We start from the raw sequence: 17453 nt of genomic DNA, 5'->3' as shown, positions 1-17453 counted from the left end.
CGGGGCGGCGCCGCTCAGAGGTACTGCCCGGTGCTGGGAGCGGTGTCGATCGACCGTGACCCTTCCGACTGCTTGCCCGACACGAGCGTCCGGATGTAGACGATCCGTTCACCCTTCTTGCCGGAGATGCGCGCCCAGTCGTCCGGGTTGGTGGTGTTCGGCAGATCCTCGTTCTCGGCGAACTCATCGAGGATCGCCTCCTGCAGATGACTCACCCGCAGGCCGGGGACACCGAACTCGATCAGCGACTTGATGGCCGCCTTCTTGGCGCGGTCGACGATGTTCTGGATCATGGCGCCGGAGTTGAAGTCCTTGAAGTAGAGGACCTCCTTGTCGCCGTTGGCATAGGTCACCTCGAGGAAGCGGTTGTCATCCTCCTCGGAGTACATTCGCGCGACGGTCGACTGGATCATCGCGTCGATGGTCGCGGCCCGGTCGCCACCGAACTCGGCCAGATCCTCCTCGTTGATCGGCAAGTCGGTCGTCAGGTACTTCGCGAAGATGTCGCTCGCAGACTCGGCGTCCGGGCGTTCGATCTTGATCTTCACGTCCAGCCGACCCGGTCGCAGAATGGCCGGGTCGATCATGTCCTCACGATTGGAGGCGCCGATCACGATGACGTTCTCCAGACCTTCGACGCCGTCGATCTCGCTCAGCAGCTGCGGGACGATGGTCGTCTCGACGTCGGAGGACACCCCCGTCCCCCTGGTGCGGAACACCGAGTCCATCTCGTCGAAGAAGACGATCACCGGGGTGCCGTCGGACGCTTTCTCCCTGGCCCGTTGGAAGATCAGCCGGATGGTCCGCTCGGTCTCGCCGACGTACTTGTTGAGCAGCTCGGGACCCTTGATGTTGAGGAAGTAGCTGGTGACCTTCTCCTCGCCGCGCGCCTCGGCGACCTTCTTGGCCAACGAGTTCGCGACCGCTTTCGCGATCAGGGTCTTACCGCAGCCGGGCGGCCCGTACAACAGCACACCCTTCGGCGGGCGCAGCTTGTACTCGAGGAACAGCTCCTTGTGCAGGAACGGTAGCTCGACGGCGTCACGGATCTGTTCGATCTGACGGCCGAGGCCGCCGATGTCGTGGTAGCTGACGTCCGGGACCTCCTCCAGCACGAGATCTTCGACCTCGGACTTCGGGACCTTCTCGTACGCGTAGCCCGCCTTGGTGTCCACCAGCAGGGAATCGCCCGGTTTGAGCGGACCGTCCAGCAGCGGAGCGGCCAGGTGCACGACCCGTTCTTCGTCGGCATGACCGACGACCAACGCGCGGTCGCCGTCCAGCACCTCGCGGAGCGAGCAGACCTCGCCGACCGGGTCGAACCCGCCTGCCTCGACGACCGTGAGCGCTTCGTTCAATCGCAGCTGCTGGCCGCGGTGCAGGTCTTCGACGGTGACGTTGGGCGACACCGTGAGGCGCATCCGTCGGCCGGAGGTGAAGACCTCAACGGTCGACTCGGGGCCTGCACCCAGGAAGACGCCGTAGCCGCTGGGTGGCTGAGCCAGCCGGTCGACCTCCTCCTTGAGCTGCAGCAGCTGCGTCCGGGCGTCCCGCAGCGTGGTGATCAGCTTCTCGTTCCGCTCCGCCAACGCCGCGACCCTGGCGTCCGCCTCGATCACCTGGCGCTGCAGCGGACGGGAATCCGCGGGCGAAGCGGCCAGCCGACGACGGAGCACCGCAATGTCGTCGGTGAGCAACCGGATCTTGCTGTGCAGCTGGGCTTCCTGCGCACTCATCTCGGCGTGCGGCTGTCCAGCAGCTGTCTGGCGTGCATCGTCCGGCTCTGTCACCCTGTGCTCCCATCGCCGCGTGGATCGGCTGTCGATGACTTTACGCGGGGAGTCGGACAGTCCTGCGACGGCACGGGCCCGGCTGATCCGCCGGTTGCCGCTCCCCACTGCTGCCGGTTCGACATACTGATCGCCACCCACCCGCCCGCGGTCCGGGGTGCGCGATGCCGTCGTCCTCCGGCCCGTCCACCCCGGGGACCGCGGGACGGCAGCACCCCGCGGGCGAACGGAAGGCATGCGATGACCGACACCCCTGGCACTCCGCCGGCTGCGGATCGGCCCGTGCCCGAAGATGGTGCGCCGGCGCCGGCGCCGGCCCCGCCCTCGAACGCGGACAGCCCGACCGGCAGGCACCATGCCGCCGATCCCGCCGGCCGGCCACGACCCTCCGCGGGACAGATGGAGCGTCCGGCAGGACCGGTTCTCCCGACTCGGCCAAGCCTCGGCGGGCCGCCGCCGAACCATCCGATCCCACCCCAGCCGCCGGCCAGAGCCTGGTCGCAGCAACCGCCGACCGCGCTGCAGCCAGGCGTCGGGGGGCCGACACCCACTCGCTGGGGACCTCCGGTCGCCGGGCCCGCGTCCGGCCCGCCGTCCTACGGCCGACCGGCGGTCCCGCCGCCCGGATCGCCCTGGCCAGGCGGACCGGCACCCCGAGCGCCGTCGGGGTTCCCGCCCCGCGGGCCCCAGACACCCGCACCCGGCTACGGTCAACGCCCACCCCCATCCGGACCGGGCCCATATCCCGGGGCACGGCCGACGGGGCCGGCGTTCGGCGGGCAGGCAGCCGGCGGACCGCAGGGGCAGCCCACCTACGGCCCACCCCTGGTCGGGTCCTCCGGGCCGGCGTTCGGACAGCCGATCATGGCTTCGCCACTCGCCCCGTCCGCCCCGTCCCGGCGCGGGCCGTGGATCGCAGCCGTCCTCGCGGTGCTGGTGATCGCTGCGGTCACCGTCGGCATCATCGTGTTCACCGCGAAGGACGCCGCCCCACCACAGCAGAGCGTGCCCCCGCCGTCCTTCGCGCTGACCAGGACCTACCCGTCTCTGGTGGTCTCCACCGACCCGGCCAAGGCGCACGAGCAGGCTGCGGCGAAGGAGGTGGCCGACGACTGGGCGAAGGCGATCAACGACCGCGACGAGGACGGTCTCCGCTCGACGATGTGCTCGGCCAACGCGTCGATGAACCTGTCGGCGCTGGCGGAGCAGATCGACGCGGGGACCATGGAGGTCACCTCGGTGGCGGTGTCGGGCGCCGACGGACTGGCCAACATCGCCTTCGCCACCGACGGCAAGGACTCGGAAGGTGGCGTCCCGCTGGCCCAGGAGTCGGGCGACTGGAAGATCTGCCTCCAGACCTGACCGGGCGGCCTGCACCCGCCCGTGGTCAGCAGCTCGAGGTCAGCAGCTCGTGGTCAGCAGCTCGTGGCCAGCTGCTCGTGGCCAGCTGCTCGTGGTCAGCAGCTCGTCGCCAGCTGCTCGTGGTCAGCTGCTCGTGGTCACTTGCCGGTGGTCTCGCGTGCGGAGGCGTTGGGGCGGCGCTGCGGCCGCGGCGCGACCACTCCCGGGGCCAGTCGGCGTGCGCTGAGCAGGAACGCCGTATGGCCCTGCATCCGGTGTTCGGGCCGGACCGCCAGGCCGACCAGGTGCCACGGTCGGTGCAGCGTCTCCCAGGCGGCGGGTTCGGTCCAGCCGCCCTGCTCCCTGATCGCCTCGGCCACCTTGGAGAGCTGGGTGGTCGTCGCGACGTAGACGATCATCACGCCGCCGGGCACCAACGACCTGCTCACCATCGGCAGCATCTCCCACGGCTCGAGCATGTCGAGGATCACCCGGTCGACCTCACCCTCGTGGTCGGCCATGTCGCCGATCACCATGGTCCAGTTGTCCGGGGTGGAGGCGAAGAACTGGTCGACGTTGCGCTGGGCGTGCACCGCATGGTCGTCCCGGATCTCGTACGAGAGCACGGAACCGGTCGTGCCGACCGCCCGCAGCAGCGAGCAGGTGAGTGCACCCGATCCGGCACCACCCTCCATCACCCTGGCGCCCGGGAAGATGTCACCCCAGTGCACGATCTGGGCCGCGTCCTTGGGGTAGATCACCGCGGCGCCACGCGGCATCGACAGCACGTAGTCGCTGAGCAGCGGTCGCAGCGCCAGGTACGGCGTGCCGACGACGGACTGCACCACGCTCCCTTCGGGGGCACCGATCAGGTCGTCGTGGTTCAACCCGCCGCGATGGGTGTGGTACACCGCTCCTGCCTCCAGGATCACGGTGTACTTGCGGCCCTTGGAATCGGTCAGCTGGACCCGGTCCCCGACTTCGAATTCGCGGCTCATGCTGTCCTGTCGTCGTTGCTGGGTGGGTGTGCGGGCAGCGTGCGGACGGACGTGCGCCTGTCTGCACTGCGGTCGCCGAGTATCCGGGTCAACTCCTCCCGCGACCAAACCGAGACGACGTCACCTTCGTCGTCGATGAGTACCCAGCGTTGGGCGGGGTCCGTGGCCAGCGCCGCCGAGACAGCTCCGAACGAGTCGGTGGTCAGCACGATCGCAGGTCGGCCGGTACCGGACGCGCCGACCTCGTCCACCGCGCCGGTCGCCGGACGGCGGGGGGTGGGACCGGCGTCGTCCGCGACCGACGACCGCTCGTGTCGGGCGGCCGACAGCGCGATCGCACCGAGGTGGACCCCGATACCGACCAGCACGACGGCGGTCGGCAGATCCCCCCGCGATCCGACCAGCAGCGCCGCGGCGAGCAGGCCGGCCCCCACCAGCAACGAGCCGCCGAGCACCGCACGGGCCGCGACGGATCGCCGCACCCCGATCGCGAGCAACAGCGAACGCAGGATCTCGCCGCCGTCCAACGGCAGTGCGGGAAGCAGGTTGAACACCGCGAGCAGGCCGTTGATCAGCGCGATCGCCATCGACAACAACCACGGCAGGCTCTGCGGGGTGAATGCGGTCGCCACCGCGGCGGCCAGCGCGGCCAGCAGCACCGACACCAGCGGGCCCGCGGCGGCCACCAGCGCATCGCGACCGTGCCCGCGCGACTCGCCGACGATGTCCGTCCGGCCACCGAGGATGTCGAACCGGATGCCCAGCACCCGCTGACCGGCCCACCGCGCGGCGATCAAGTGCCCGAACTCGTGCAGCAGAACACCGACGATGAGCAGGGCGACCAGACCGACCGAGAACAGTGCGACCACCGGGCCCGAGCGATCCCGCAGCACCCGGCCGGCGACGAACGCCACCACGATGATCGCGATGGCAGCGGAGAGCGGCCAGCCACGACTGGGTCGGACGACCGCACCCAGCACCACCCACCGGGGTCCCCGGGCCGATCGGGGCCCGGTGCTGCCTGACGCATTCACTCCTGCAGCCTACGAACCCGATGGAACCGCCGGTCACCGACAGCTCCCCTCACGGCCCTGGACGAACCGTCCGAACAGATCGATACCCTGCTGGGCGTGAGTATCTCCTCCCCGGACGCCCCGTCGGGTTCTGGTCCGTCGCATGCCTCGGACGGTTCCGGTCCCGTCCCCGCCTTCTACTACGAACCACTCGGCGAGGGACGCTTCCGCGCCACCGAACACACCGAGGGGGCCTGGCAGAGCACCGAACAGCACATGGCGCCGGTGTCGGGTCTGCTCACCCACGCACTCGAGGCGGCGTCCGGACGGTCGGACCTGATCACCTCACGGATCGCGTTCGACATCCTCGGAATGATCCAACGCACCGAGGTGCAGGTGACGGCCGAGGTCATCCGTCCGGGCCGCACCATCGAGCTCGTCCAGGCGGAGATGAGCGCAGGCGGGCGCGCGATGGTGCGGGCGACCGGCTGGCGACTCACCGCCTCCGACACCAGCTCGGTCGCCGGCCACGAGTTCGAGTCGATGCCCGGTCCCGACGAGGCGGAGCCGTGGGCGGGCGATGACACGTGGGGTGGGCGGTTCATCGCCGGCCTCGAGTTCAGAGTGTTGCCAGGATGGCGCCCCGGCCGAGGGCGCTGCTGGATCCGTACGCCGGTCGGGCTCATCGACGGGGAACCGACGTCGCGACTGGCCGGCTGTCTGGGGTTGGTCGACAGCGCCAACGGCATCGCCGTTCGCCGGTCACCCAGCGAGATGCTGTTCCCCAACACCGATCTGACCGTCCATCTGCTGCGGGAGCCGCAGGGCGACTGGGTCGGGCTGGACACCTCGGTCAACTTCGGGTCCGGCGGGATCGGCATCACCTCCAGCGTGCTGCACGACGTGACCGGCCCGCTCGGGGTGGCCGCCCAGACCCTGACGCTCCGGGTCCGCTGAACCCGGCGGACTTCGACGATCGAGCGAACGAAGTGAGTCGAGATCACAGCCTGATCGACCGGTTGGACTTCGACGATCGAGCGAACGAAGTGAGTCGAGATCAGTGCGAGGAGATCACAGCCTGATCGAGCGGATGTCGGAGGCCAGGATCGCCCTGGCACCCAGCTCGGCCAGCTCGTCCATGATCGGGTTGGCCTTGCTGCGCAACACCATTGCGCGGACGGCCACCCAGTCGGGGTCGGCCATCGGCGCGACGGTCGGCGACTCCAGACCTGGGGTGATGGCGGTGGCCCGCTCCAGCAGCGAGCGCGGGCAGTCGTAGTCGAGCATCAGGTACTGCTGGGCGAAGACCACCCCCTGCAGCCGCTTGGACAGCTGGTTCATGGCCGGAGTGGTCTCGACGCCCTGCCGGGCGATCAGCACCGCCTCGGAGGCGAGGATGACGTCACCGAACACCGCAAGTCCGTTCTGCCGCAGGGTGCGACCTGAGTCGACGACGTCGGCGATCGCATCGGCGACACCGAGCTGCAGGGAGATCTCGACGGCGCCGTCCAGCTTGATCACCTCTGCCTGCACCCCGTGCCCCGCGAGGTCGGCGCGCACCAGGTTCGCGTAGGCGGTGGCGACCCGCTTGCCGGCGAGCGCGGCGACGCTCCAGTCGGTCCCGACGGGAGCGGCGTACCGGAACGAGGAGTGCCCGAACCCGAGCGGGATGAGCTCGGCCACCGGCGCCTGGGCGTCCCCGGCCAGGTCTCGGCCGGTGATGCCGAGGTCGAGTTCCCCCGAACCGACGTAGACGGCGATGTCCTTGGGGCGCAGGAAGTAGAACTCCACGTCGTTGGCGGTGTCGATGACGGTCAGGTCGCGGCTCTCGGTGCGACGGCGGTAACCGGCTTCGGCCAGCATCGCGCTGGCCGGCTCGGAGAGGGTGCCCTTGTTGGGGACGGCAACTTTCAGCATGGGGAATCAGGTCCTGGGGGTGGGAGGAAGGCGTGCATCGGGTCGGGTGACGACCTGGCCTGACCGCGTGGTCCGCCAGGTCTACAGATGCCGGTAGACCTGCTCCAGGCTGATCCCCCGGCCGAGCATGATCACCTGGGTGCGGTACAGCAACTGGGAGATCTCCAGCGCGAGCGCGTCGTCACCTTCGTGCTCGGCGGCGATCCACACCTCGCCCGCTTCCTCGATGAGCTTCTTGCCCTGGGCGTGCACGCCGGCATCGAGCGCTTCGACGGTGCCCGAACCCTCGGGACGGGACACCGCCTTCGCCGAGAGTTCGGCGAACAGGCCATCGAATGTCTTCACGATGGCCCATTGTCGCAGCTGCGGGCGATCCCGGGTACGCCGGGTTCCGGTCCGCCGGTGCTCAGCGGGCGGTGCGGCGGGTCTTCGTCGCCGATCCCCCGGCGGACCCGGAGAGCTTCTTCGCCGTTGCCGCCTTCGTGTTCGCGGGAACCGTCTTGCTCGGTGCGGCCGTCTTGCTCGGGGTGGCCGTCCTGGTCGGTGCCGCTGCCTTGGTCGGTGTGGCTGCCTTGGTCGGTGTGGCCGTCCTGCTCGGTGTGGCCGTCTTGCTCGGTGCGGCCGGCCTGGCTGGGGCGGCCTTGGTTGTCGTCGACTTCTTGGCCGCAGGCTTCTTCCCGGCGGCTTTCGCCGCGGACCCGTTCGTCGCCGGGCTGCCGGCCCGACCGGTGGTCCTGATGGCCGGCCGGGCGGCTCGCCCGTCGAGGATCTTGGCGAGGAACGCGCCGGTGTACGACTCCGGATTGGCGGCGACGTGCTCGGGGGTTCCTTCTGCGATCACCAGACCGCCTCCGGAACCACCCTCGGGGCCCATGTCGATGAGGTGGTCGGCGGTCTTGATCACGTCGAGGTTGTGCTCGATGACGATCACCGTGTTGCCCTTGTCCACCAGACCGTTGACCACCAGCAGCAGCTTCTCCACGTCGGCGAAGTGCAGACCGGTGGTCGGCTCGTCCAGCACGTAGACGGTGCGGCCCGTTGATCGCTTCTGCAGCTCGGCGGCCAACTTGACGCGTTGCGCCTCGCCGCCGGACAGCGTGGGCGCCGGCTGACCGAGCCGCACGTAGCCGAGCCCGACGTCGACCAAAGTCTTGAGATACCGGTGGATCGAGGTGATCGGCTCGAAGAACTCGGCAGCCTCCTCGATCGGGGTGTCCAGCACCTCGGCGATCGACTTGCCCTTGTAGTGCACCTCGAGGGTCTCGCGGTTGTACCGCGCACCCTTGCAGACCTCGCACGGCACGTAGATGTCCGGCAGGAAGTTCATCTCGATCTTGAGCGTGCCGTCGCCGGTGCACGCCTCGCAGCGCCCGCCCTTGACGTTGAAGGAGAACCGCCCCTGCTGGTAGCCGCGCACCTTCGCCTCGGTGGTCTGCGCGAACAACTTCCGGATGTTGTCGAAGACACCGGTGTAGGTGGCCGGGTTGGACCGCGGGGTGCGCCCGATCGGCGACTGGTCGACACCGACCACCTTGTCGATCTGGTCGACACCCGTCACCCGGGTGTGCCGCCCGGGGATCATCCGGGCACCGTTGATCCGGTTGGCCAGCACTGCATGCAGGATGTCGTTCACCAGCGTCGACTTGCCGGATCCGGACACTCCGGTGACGGCGATCAGCTGGCCGAGCGGGAAGTCGACCGTGACATCCCGCAGGTTGTTCTCCCGGGCGCCGACGACCGTCAGGATCCGGTCGGGGTCGATCGCTCGACGGGTGAGCGGGACCGGGATCTCCCGGCGACCCGACAGGAACGCGCCGGTGACCGACTCCTGCGAGGAGACGAGGTCGTCGACGGTGCCGCACACGACGACCTTGCCGCCGTGCTCCCCGGCACCCGGACCGATGTCGACCACCCAGTCGGCGGTCCGGATCGTGTCCTCGTCGTGCTCGACCACGATGAGCGTGTTGCCCAGGTCGCGGAGCCTGGTGAGGGTCTTGATCAGCCGGTGGTTGTCGCGCTGGTGCAGACCGATCGAGGGCTCGTCGAGCACGTAGAGCACGCCGACCAGGCCGGAGCCGATCTGGGTGGCGAGCCGGATCCGTTGGGCCTCCCCGCCGGACAGGGTGGCCGCCGGCCGGTCGAGCGAGAGGTAGTCGAGGCCCACGTCCAGCAGGAACCCGAGCCGGGCGTCGACCTCCTTGAGCACCCGCTCGGCGATCATCCGATCACGCTCGCTGAGGGTCAGGCCGGCGAAGAACGCTGCGGCGTCCTTGATCGCCATGCCCGCGAGCTGGGCGATGTTGACCGCACCGAACTCGGCATGCTGCACGGTGACGCTGAGGATCTCCGGCTTGAGCCTGGTGCCGTTGCACTCCGGGCACGGGACGTCCCGCATGTAACCCTCGTACCGCTCCTTGGCCCATTCCGAATCGGTCTGGGCTGCGCGTCGTTCGAGGAACGGGATCGCCCCCTCGAAGTCGGCGTAGTAGGAGCGTTGCCGTCCGTACCGGTTGCGGTAGGAGACATGCACCTGCTCGGTGGACCCGTACAGCACCGCCTTGCGCACCGCCGCCGGCAGCTCGCCCCAGGGCGTGTCGACGGAGAACCCCATCGCCGCACCGAGACCGGTCAGCAGGCGGACGAAGTACTCGCTGGTCTGGCCGCCGCTCCACGGATGGATGGCGCCCGCCGCGAGGGACGCATCGGGATCGGGGACGACCAGTTCGGCATCGACCTCCTTCTTGACGCCGAGGCCGGTACAGACCGGGCAGGCACCGAAGGGCGAGTTGAACGAGAACGAGCGCGGCTCCAGCTCGTCGATCGAGAGCGGGTGGTCGTTGGGGCAGGCCAGTCGTTCGGAGAAGCGACGCTCGCGATCCGGATCGTTCTCCTCCAGGTCGACGAACTCGAGGATGACGACCCCGTCGGCCAGCCGCAGGCCGGTCTCCACCGAGTCGGTGATCCGCTGTTTGGCGGTGTCGCGGGCGACCAGACGGTCGACGACGACCTCGATCGAGTGCTTCTCCTGCTTCTTGAGCTTGGGCGGATCGGTCAGCTGATGCACGACGCCGTCGATCCTGGCCCGGGCGAACCCCTTGGACTGCAGCTCTTCCAATAGGTCGACGTACTCCCCCTTGCGCTCCCGGATGACCGGCGCGAGCACCTGGAAACGGGTGCCCTCCGGCATGGTCAGCACCCGGTCGACGATCTGCTGCGGGGTCTGCTTGGCGATCGGCTCACCGCAGATCGGACAGTGCGGCCTGCCGATGCGGGCGAACAGCAACCGCAGGTAGTCGTAGATCTCGGTGATGGTGCCCACCGTCGACCGCGGGTTGCGCGAGGTGGACTTCTGGTCGATCGAGACGGCCGGGGACAGGCCCTCGATGAAGTCGACGTCCGGCTTGTCCATCTGACCCAGGAACTGACGAGCATAGGACGACAGCGACTCCACGTAGCGGCGCTGGCCCTCGGCGAAGATCGTGTCGAACGCGAGTGACGACTTCCCGGAACCGGACAGACCGGTGAACACCACGAGGGCATCCCGGGGCAGGGAGACGTCGACGTTGCGCAGGTTGTGTTCGCGGGCACCCCGCACGATGAGCTGATCTGTCACGGTGCCCAATGTTAGGCCTGACCTCCGACAGCGGTCCCCACCGGCGGTTTCGTCCCTCGTCATCCGATTCTCACGTCGCCCCGCCACCGCGTCCGCTGCCCGGATCTGGGAATCTGGACCGGAACACAGTTGCCCATCTCGGACGCACGCGCTGCATGCCCGGTCGTCCCGAACGGAAGAGGTGCCATGCCCGATCCCTCCCCCACCGATGGCCGGACCGCCTACACCGGGCACGTCGATGCCGGTGGCCCTGCGGCCCTGCGCACCCTGTCGGCGATCACCATCACCAAGTTGTCTGTCGGGCCGATGGACAACAACGCCTACCTGTTGGTCTGCCGGACCACCGGTGATGCGCTGCTGATCGATGCGGCTGCCGAGTCGGAGCGGATCCTGGAGCTGTTGGGGGTGGGGCCCGATCGACCGCGGCTGCGCAGCATCGTCACCACCCACCGACATGCCGACCACTGGGAAGCGCTGCCCGCCGTCGCAGGGGTGACGGGCGCCAACCTGTACGCCGGCGCCGAGGATGCCTCCGAGCTCCCCGTCCCGACCGACGTGGCACTCGAGCAGGGGATGACGGTGCCGCTGGGCGACAGCACCCTCGAGGTGATCGCGCTGCGCGGGCACACGCCGGGATCCATCGCCCTGCTCTACCGGGACCCGACGGGCAACGGCCACCTGTTCACCGGTGACTCGCTGTTCCCCGGCGGCCCGGGCCGGACGACCTCACCGGAGGACTTCGCTGCCCTGATCGCCGACCTGCAGGAGAGGGTCTTCGACATCCTGCCGGACGACACCTGGGTGTACCCGGGGCACGGCGACGACACCACGCTCGGCACGGAGCGGCCGCAGCTGCCGGAATGGCGCTCGCGCGGGTGGTGAGGGTCTCGACAACCGCACCAGGAACATCTCCGACGCGGCTGTCGAAATCCTTCGGCTTGCCGCGACGTATCACTGACAACCCAGTCGTGGGCATCGATGTCATGGCATCGGTGCCGCCGAGATCACCAGGAGAGCCGTCATGAAGTTCGTCATTCTGATCCACTCGAACCCCCAGCCGTGGGGGCACCCGACCGTCGACTTCCTGCCGGAGTACCAGGATCTCCCGGCCGATCAACGTCAGCAGATCAACACCGAGTTCGATGCCCTCCTGGAGCACATGTCCGCAGCCGGGGAGCTCGTGGGCGGAGAGGCGCTGGCCGACCCGTCGTCATCGACGCTCTATCGGCAGCACGAGGGCAAGCCGGTGGTCACGGACGGCCCCTACTCCGAGACCAAGGAGCATTTCGCAGGCTTCTTCCTGATCGACGTCGAGAGCAGGGAGCGGGCACAGGAGATCGCCGCGCAGTTCTCCGGTCCCGGCGAGACCGTCGAGCTGCGACCGGCGATGTGACGCCGATGACGGATCCGCTTGCCCGGCCCGGTCAGCGCGGGGATCCCGCGCTGACCGGGCCGTCCGACCTCGCGGAGCTGTTGCGTCCGTTGGTGCCGCGGGTGCTGTCCGCGTTGGCCCGTAGGCACTCCGACTTCGCTGCGTGTGAGGACGCAGTGCAGGAGGCGTTGCTGGCGGCCACGACGCAATGGCCGCAGACCGGCGTGCCGGTGGAGCCGGCGGCGTGGCTGATCACTGTGGCCCACCGCAGGTACCTCGACGGCATCCGCGCTGCCACGGCGCAGCTGCGACGCGAGGTGCGGCACCGTCAGGACCGCAGCATCTCCGTGGCCGGGGTGGTCGATCCGCCCGCGCTGCCGGCGCCGGCTGCCTCGCATCCACTCGGCGACGACCACGATGTCGGCGCGCTGCTGGTGCTCTGCTGTGACCCTGCGCTGCCGCGTCCCGCGCAGGTCGCCCTGACCCTGCGCGCGGTGTGCGGGTTGACCACCGACCAGATCGCCGCTCTGCACCTGGTACCCAGCGCCACCGTCGGCCAGCGGATCAGCCGGGCCAAGACGTTGCTGCGCACCCACCACGTGCACTTCGACGGCGTTCCGGCCGAGCTCCTCCCGCAGCGTCTCAACGCCGTCCTCGACGTGCTGTACCTGCTGTTCACCGAGGGCCACACCAGCAGCGCCGGCAGCGATCTGCACGACGTGTCGCTGACCCGTGAAGCCATCAGGGTCACCCGGATGCTGGCCGCGGCGGTCCCCGAGCACGACGAGGCCACCGGCCTGCTCGCGTTGATGCTGCTGACCGATGCCCGGGCGGGCGCCAGGGTCGACCCGGCCGGGGATCTCGTTCCCCTGGGCGAACAGGACCGCACCCGCTGGGACCGCCGGATGATCCGCGAAGGAACCGACATCGTCGAGCAACTGCTGCCCAGCGGTGAGGTAGGACGCTTCCAACTGCTCGCAGCCGTCGCCGCCGTGCACGCCGACGCCCCGTCGGCAGATCGGACAGACTGGCTGCAGATCGTGGTCCTGTACCGGATGCTGGATCGGATTGCCCCAGGCCCGATGACCACCCTCGCCCTCGCCGTCGCCGTCGGTGAAGCACACGGCGCTGAGGCAGGACTGGCGGTCGTGGCCGAACTGGGCGAGCCTTCGACCGCCCGCTTGCGGCACCGCCTGCATGCGGTGCGAGGTCACCTCCTCGAAGCCGCCGGCGACCACGACGGGGCGATCGCCGACTACCGCCTGGCCGCCGCCCTCACCTCCAGCGCACCCGAACAACGCCACTTGAACGCGCGGGCGGTGAGTGTCGAGCAGGGGGCCGGCGCAGCGGCCGCACCGCCTGACCCTGAACGGACCCTGAACAGACCCTGATCTTCTCCGCTTCCAGCAAATCTCACTTCCGTGCTCCACACGGGTCCCCTACTCTGGTGCCGCACCTGCCGGCCCCTACGTCTTGGCAGGTCAGCGACAGTGTCGGTGCCCGGATCCAGAATGACAGCAGTCCGCCGAGCAATGCGCTCTCCACGACGATGCCGTCGCCCTCGTTCATTTCGTCCGCCCAGAAAGTCGGTCCCCATGACCACAGATGCCTCGCCACCCGGCGTGAACACGACCAAGGATGGATCCGCCCCGGCCGCGGACAGCCAGAAACTCGACGCGGCGGTCCTGAAGATCGCCGGTGTGGTGGTGATCGGCTCGATCATGGCGATCCTCGACATCACCGTCGTCGGTGTCGCCCAGAACACCTTCCAGTCGCTGTGGAAGATCTCCCCTGCTTCGGCCGCGTGGACCATGACCGCCTACACGCTGGCGCTGGCCGCTGTCATCCCGGTCACCGGGTGGGCCGCAGACCGGTTCGGCACCAAGCGGTTGTACCTGACGTCCATCGCTCTGTTCGTCGGCGGATCGGTGCTCTGTGCCACCGCCTGGGACATCGTCCCACTGGTCGCGTTCCGCGCCATCCAGGGTCTGGGCGGCGGAATGTTGATGCCGCTGGGCATGACCATCCTGACCCGCGCCGCCGGCCCGGAGCGGATCGGCCGCGTGATGGCGGTCCTCGGTATCCCGATGCTGCTCGGTCCCATCGGCGGTCCGATCCTCGGCGGATGGCTGATCGACGCCGTCAGCTGGCACTGGATCTTCCTGATCAACCTGCCCATCGGCGTCATCGGATTCGTCTACGCCTTCATGGCCCTGCCGAAGGACAAGCCGAGCCCGTCCGAGTCGTTCGACCGGCTGGGTTTCGTCCTGCTGTCGCCCGGGCTGGCCGCGTTCCTCTACGGGATCTCCAGCATTCCGGGAGAAGGCAGGATCGGCTCCGCCAAGGTGCTCCTCCCGGCGCTGATCGGGCTCGTGCTGATCGTGGCATTCGTCAGGCACGCCCTCAAGAAGAAGAACGCGCTGATCGATCTGCACCTGTTCCAGAACCGCGACCTGACCTTCGCGATCCTGACCCTGGTGATCTTCTCGATCGCCTTCTTCGGCGCGATGCTGCTGTTCCCGCAGTACTTCATCGGGATCCGCGGCGAGACCCCGCTCAAGGCAGGTCTGCTCGGTGCACCGATGGGTATCGGCGCGATGCTCACCATGCCGATCGCCGGTGCCCTCACCGACAAGTACGGCCCCGGCAAGTTCGTGATGACCGGCTTGGTCCTGATCCTGCTCGGCCTCGTCCCGATGACGATGTTGGAGTCCGACACTTCGTACTGGGTGACTTCCGGTGCGTTCCTGGTGATGGGTCTCGGCATGGGCATGACGATGATGCCGACCATGACTGCGGCGTTGAAAACCCTGACAGCGCACCAGGTGGCCAGGGGTTCGACGATGACGAACATCACCCAGCAGGTCGCGGCGTCGATCGGCACCGCCGTCATCTCGGTGCTGCTGACCAACTTCCTGACGAAGGACAACGGGGGAATCGGTGGCGTCGCCTTCTCGCTGAACCCGGTCCTGAGCCACCCGGCAACGGCGAACCCGGAGATGTTCGCCGCGGTCCAGGGACAACTGGGCCAGATCGCCCAGTCCGCCGGTACGACTCCCGAGCAGTTCATGACTCTCGGCCTGAACGACGCTGCCGATTCGTTCACCAAGACGATTCTCATCGCGCTGATCATGGTGGCGTTCACTCTGATCCCGGCGCACTTCCTGCCGCGCAAGCCGGCCGCGAAGTCCGACACGGCCGCTCCGGCCGCCGCGATGATGCACTGACCTCGTGACACCCTGATCTGTGCCTGACGACGAAGGCCCCCGACCAGCTGGTCGGGGGCCTTCGTCGTGACGGCGCGGTTTCGCCGGCCGGCGTGATCAGCCGATCGGCAGGTACTGCTGCCACCACTGGAGGATGGCCTCGAAACGTTGCACCCGGTGCTGCGGCCGCCCCGAACGGGAGAGCTCATGGCCCTCACCCGGGAAGATCAGCATCTCGGCCTCGGCGCCGCGCAGCTTCAGGGCCGCGTACAGCCGCTGGCCCTGCTCGATCGGGCAGCGCCAGTCCTGTTCGGAATGGATGATCAACAGCGGGATCGAGATGTCGTCGGCATGCGCCAGCGGCGACGTCGCCCACTGGGTCTCTCGATCGGCCGCCACGTACGACTCCGAGAAGAAGTACCCGATGTCGCTGCTGCCGACGAAGGAATCCCAGGCGTTGACGGCCCGCTCGGAGATACCCGCGACGAACCGGTCACCGTGGTGCGACGCCAACCACGACGTCATGAAGCCACCGTAGGAGCCGCCCATCACCCCCACCCTTGCTGGATCGAGTGCTCCGCCGAACTCGGGGTGCGCGAGCGCCGTGTCGAGCAGCCCGATCACATCGTCGACGTCCACCGTGCCCATGGCCTTGACCACCGCGCGTCCGTGGTCCAACCCGTAGCTCGCCGATCCGCGCGGATTGCCCAGTAGAACGGCATAGCCGGCCGCGGCGTACACCTGCGCCTCGTCAAAAACGGCCGGGCCGTACGCCGAGTACGGCCCGCCGTGCACCACCAGGACCACCGGGTGCGGGCCCTCAGCGGCCGGCAGGAACGCCCAGCCGTGCACCGGGTAGCCGCCGGACGGGTTCCCGGTGAACTCGACCGGTTGAATCAGCCCACTGCCCTGCAGATCCGCTCCGAACTGTGTGCGGCACACCAGGTCCGAGCCGTCGAGCTGCGCGCGGAACAACTCGCCATGGGTGTCCGTACCACGCCTCGTCACGTGCACCTGCTCGCCCTGCACCTGCACGCCCGTCACGGAACCCGGGCTCGGTACGACGACCGGCAGCTCGTCCAGCGGCACGTCCCTGGCGTCCATGGACACGCTGCGGAGTTCATCCGACCCGCGGTTCTCCACTACCACCAGCAGACGATCGCCGGCGAGGACCAGCGGCAAGCCCCCGACTCCGACGGTGGACACGTCCGTCAACCTGACCGGATCACCGCCGGCCAGCGGAACCGCGAACACCCCGCCGGTGCGGCCGACCCCGTCCACCCCGGTGAACTGCACGCCCAGGAAGTACACCGTGTCGCCGACGACCAGCGGTTCGAAGGCTCCACCCAGCTCTGGAGCCAGCACGCGGTCCGGCGCCGGGAAGTCGTCGTCGGCGCCGTCTGCAGCCTTCGCCCGGTCTTTCTTCGCGGCATCGTCGGTCTTCTTCGCAGCCAGGAAACCGGTCGGGGTCTCAGGGATCGGCAGCACCACCAGTTCGCTGGAGAGCGCATCGATCGCGGTCTGACGCTCGTAGACCAGCTGGGTCCCGTCCGGGGTGAAGGCGGGTACCCCGGCCCCCAGTGCTTCATCGGTGAGCCGACGTACCTGCGGCAGCGCGTCAGCGGGAGCTCCCGGCCCCGGCACCCGCAGCGCGAACAACTGCTCCGCCTGGTCGAGCAGGAATCCGGCGCCATCGCGCCGGTAGGTGAGGGTGCTGATCCGTCGTGGGGCTTCGGCGTCCGCGCCGATCTTGTCGTCCGATCCGTATCGTCCCGGCTCGACGACCCGGACGCGATACGCCAACAGCGAACCGTCCGGCGAGAACACCGGTGACCCGGCGCCGCCCTGGTGGTCGGTGAGCTGACGGGCTTCACCTCCGTCGACCGGGATCGAGAACAGCTGCGCTGCGGACTTCTCACCGGCGCGGACGAACACCACACTGCCGCCGTCCGGCGACAGCACGGGTCCGGAATCCCGGGTGCCCGTGGTGAAAGGTCTTACGGTGCCGTCGTTCTCGACGATCACCAATGAGGAGACATTTCTGTTCTCGTCGAGATCGGGGCGGGACAGGCTCAGCAGCACCCGCCCGTCGGGCAGCGGTACCGGGCGACCCGGATTCTTCAGATGGACGATGTCTGTCGGTTTCACCCGCGTCAGCCTAATCTTCGGGCCGGTAGCGCGCGGGCGCACGTCACACCGAGTG

Annotated in this window: 12 protein-coding genes and 1 pseudogene; 6 read left to right on the top strand and 7 right to left on the bottom strand. The window is 68.8% G+C overall.

Annotated elements, in window-relative coordinates; translation table 11 throughout:
- Positions 1–14: 14 nt before the first annotated feature.
- On the bottom strand, positions 15–1736 hold the full coding sequence (gene arc / locus ABLG96_RS10070) for a proteasome ATPase (RefSeq protein ID WP_353651191.1): 1722 nt from the start codon (positions 1734–1736) through the stop codon (positions 15–17).
- A gap of 918 nt (positions 1737–2654) precedes the next feature.
- On the opposite strand from arc, the gene ABLG96_RS10065 reads away from it, so the two are divergent.
- Positions 2655–3152 carry a hypothetical protein gene (locus ABLG96_RS10065; RefSeq protein WP_353651190.1) on the top strand — a complete coding sequence of 166 codons (498 nt, stop codon included), beginning with the start codon at positions 2655–2657 and terminating at the stop codon, positions 3150–3152.
- Between the two features lie 137 nt (positions 3153–3289).
- On the opposite strand, the gene ABLG96_RS10060 is transcribed toward ABLG96_RS10065, so the two are convergent.
- Entirely contained in the window at positions 3290–4129 is an 840-nt protein-coding gene (locus ABLG96_RS10060) for a tRNA (adenine-N1)-methyltransferase (protein WP_353651189.1), read from the bottom strand.
- Positions 4126–5163, bottom strand: coding sequence for a M50 family metallopeptidase (locus ABLG96_RS10055; protein WP_353651188.1), 1038 nt, complete (start codon positions 5161–5163; stop codon positions 4126–4128). The genes ABLG96_RS10060 and ABLG96_RS10055 overlap by 4 nt, the downstream gene beginning before the upstream one ends.
- 96 nt (positions 5164–5259) lie before the next feature.
- Here ABLG96_RS10055 and ABLG96_RS10050 point away from each other — a divergent pair, with 96 nt between their 5' ends.
- The gene (locus ABLG96_RS10050) at positions 5260–6099 is read left to right on the top strand and encodes a thioesterase family protein (RefSeq protein WP_353651187.1); all 840 of its coding nucleotides are present in this window, start codon (positions 5260–5262) and stop codon (positions 6097–6099) included.
- A 114-nt stretch (positions 6100–6213) separates the two neighbouring features.
- Here the strand turns inward: ABLG96_RS10050 and hisG are convergent, their stop codons facing one another.
- The 3 genes and pseudogenes from hisG to uvrA form a co-directional block, all read right to left on the bottom strand.
- A complete protein-coding gene (gene hisG, locus ABLG96_RS10045) occupies positions 6214–7059 on the bottom strand; it encodes an ATP phosphoribosyltransferase (protein ID WP_353651186.1) in 846 nt (281 codons plus the stop codon).
- An 81-nt stretch (positions 7060–7140) separates the two neighbouring features.
- Positions 7141–7404: a phosphoribosyl-ATP diphosphatase gene (locus ABLG96_RS10040; protein WP_353651185.1), complete on the bottom strand. Its 264-nt coding sequence runs from the start codon at positions 7402–7404 to the stop codon at positions 7141–7143.
- 427 nt (positions 7405–7831) lie between these two features.
- Positions 7832–10672: pseudogene (uvrA, locus tag ABLG96_RS10035) on the bottom strand (excinuclease ABC subunit UvrA); the annotation flags it as partial.
- 186 nt (positions 10673–10858) lie between these two features.
- On the opposite strand from uvrA, the gene ABLG96_RS10030 reads away from it, so the two are divergent.
- The 4 genes from ABLG96_RS10030 (at position 10859) to ABLG96_RS10015 (ending at position 15271) form a co-directional block, all read left to right on the top strand.
- The gene (locus ABLG96_RS10030; RefSeq protein WP_353651184.1) at positions 10859–11554 is read left to right on the top strand and encodes an MBL fold metallo-hydrolase; all 696 of its coding nucleotides are present in this window, start codon (positions 10859–10861) and stop codon (positions 11552–11554) included.
- Between the two features lie 139 nt (positions 11555–11693).
- On the top strand, positions 11694–12065 hold the full coding sequence (locus ABLG96_RS10025) for a YciI family protein (RefSeq protein ID WP_353651183.1): 372 nt from the start codon (positions 11694–11696) through the stop codon (positions 12063–12065).
- Between the two features lie 5 nt (positions 12066–12070).
- Positions 12071–13435, top strand: a complete 1365-nt coding sequence (locus ABLG96_RS10020) for a DUF6596 domain-containing protein (protein WP_353651182.1) — start codon at positions 12071–12073, stop codon at positions 13433–13435.
- A gap of 204 nt (positions 13436–13639) precedes the next feature.
- Positions 13640–15271: a DHA2 family efflux MFS transporter permease subunit gene (locus tag ABLG96_RS10015; RefSeq protein ID WP_353651181.1), complete on the top strand. Its 1632-nt coding sequence runs from the start codon at positions 13640–13642 to the stop codon at positions 15269–15271.
- A gap of 96 nt (positions 15272–15367) precedes the next feature.
- On the opposite strand, the gene ABLG96_RS10010 is transcribed toward ABLG96_RS10015, so the two are convergent.
- Positions 15368–17398, bottom strand: coding sequence for a S9 family peptidase (locus ABLG96_RS10010; RefSeq protein ID WP_353651180.1), 2031 nt, complete (start codon positions 17396–17398; stop codon positions 15368–15370).
- Positions 17399–17453 lie beyond the last annotated feature (55 nt).

This window comes from Nakamurella sp. A5-74, assembly GCF_040438885.1.
Taxonomy (GTDB): Bacteria; Actinomycetota; Actinomycetes; order Mycobacteriales; family Nakamurellaceae; genus Nakamurella.
This window is presented reverse-complemented; position numbering and strand designations above follow the sequence as displayed.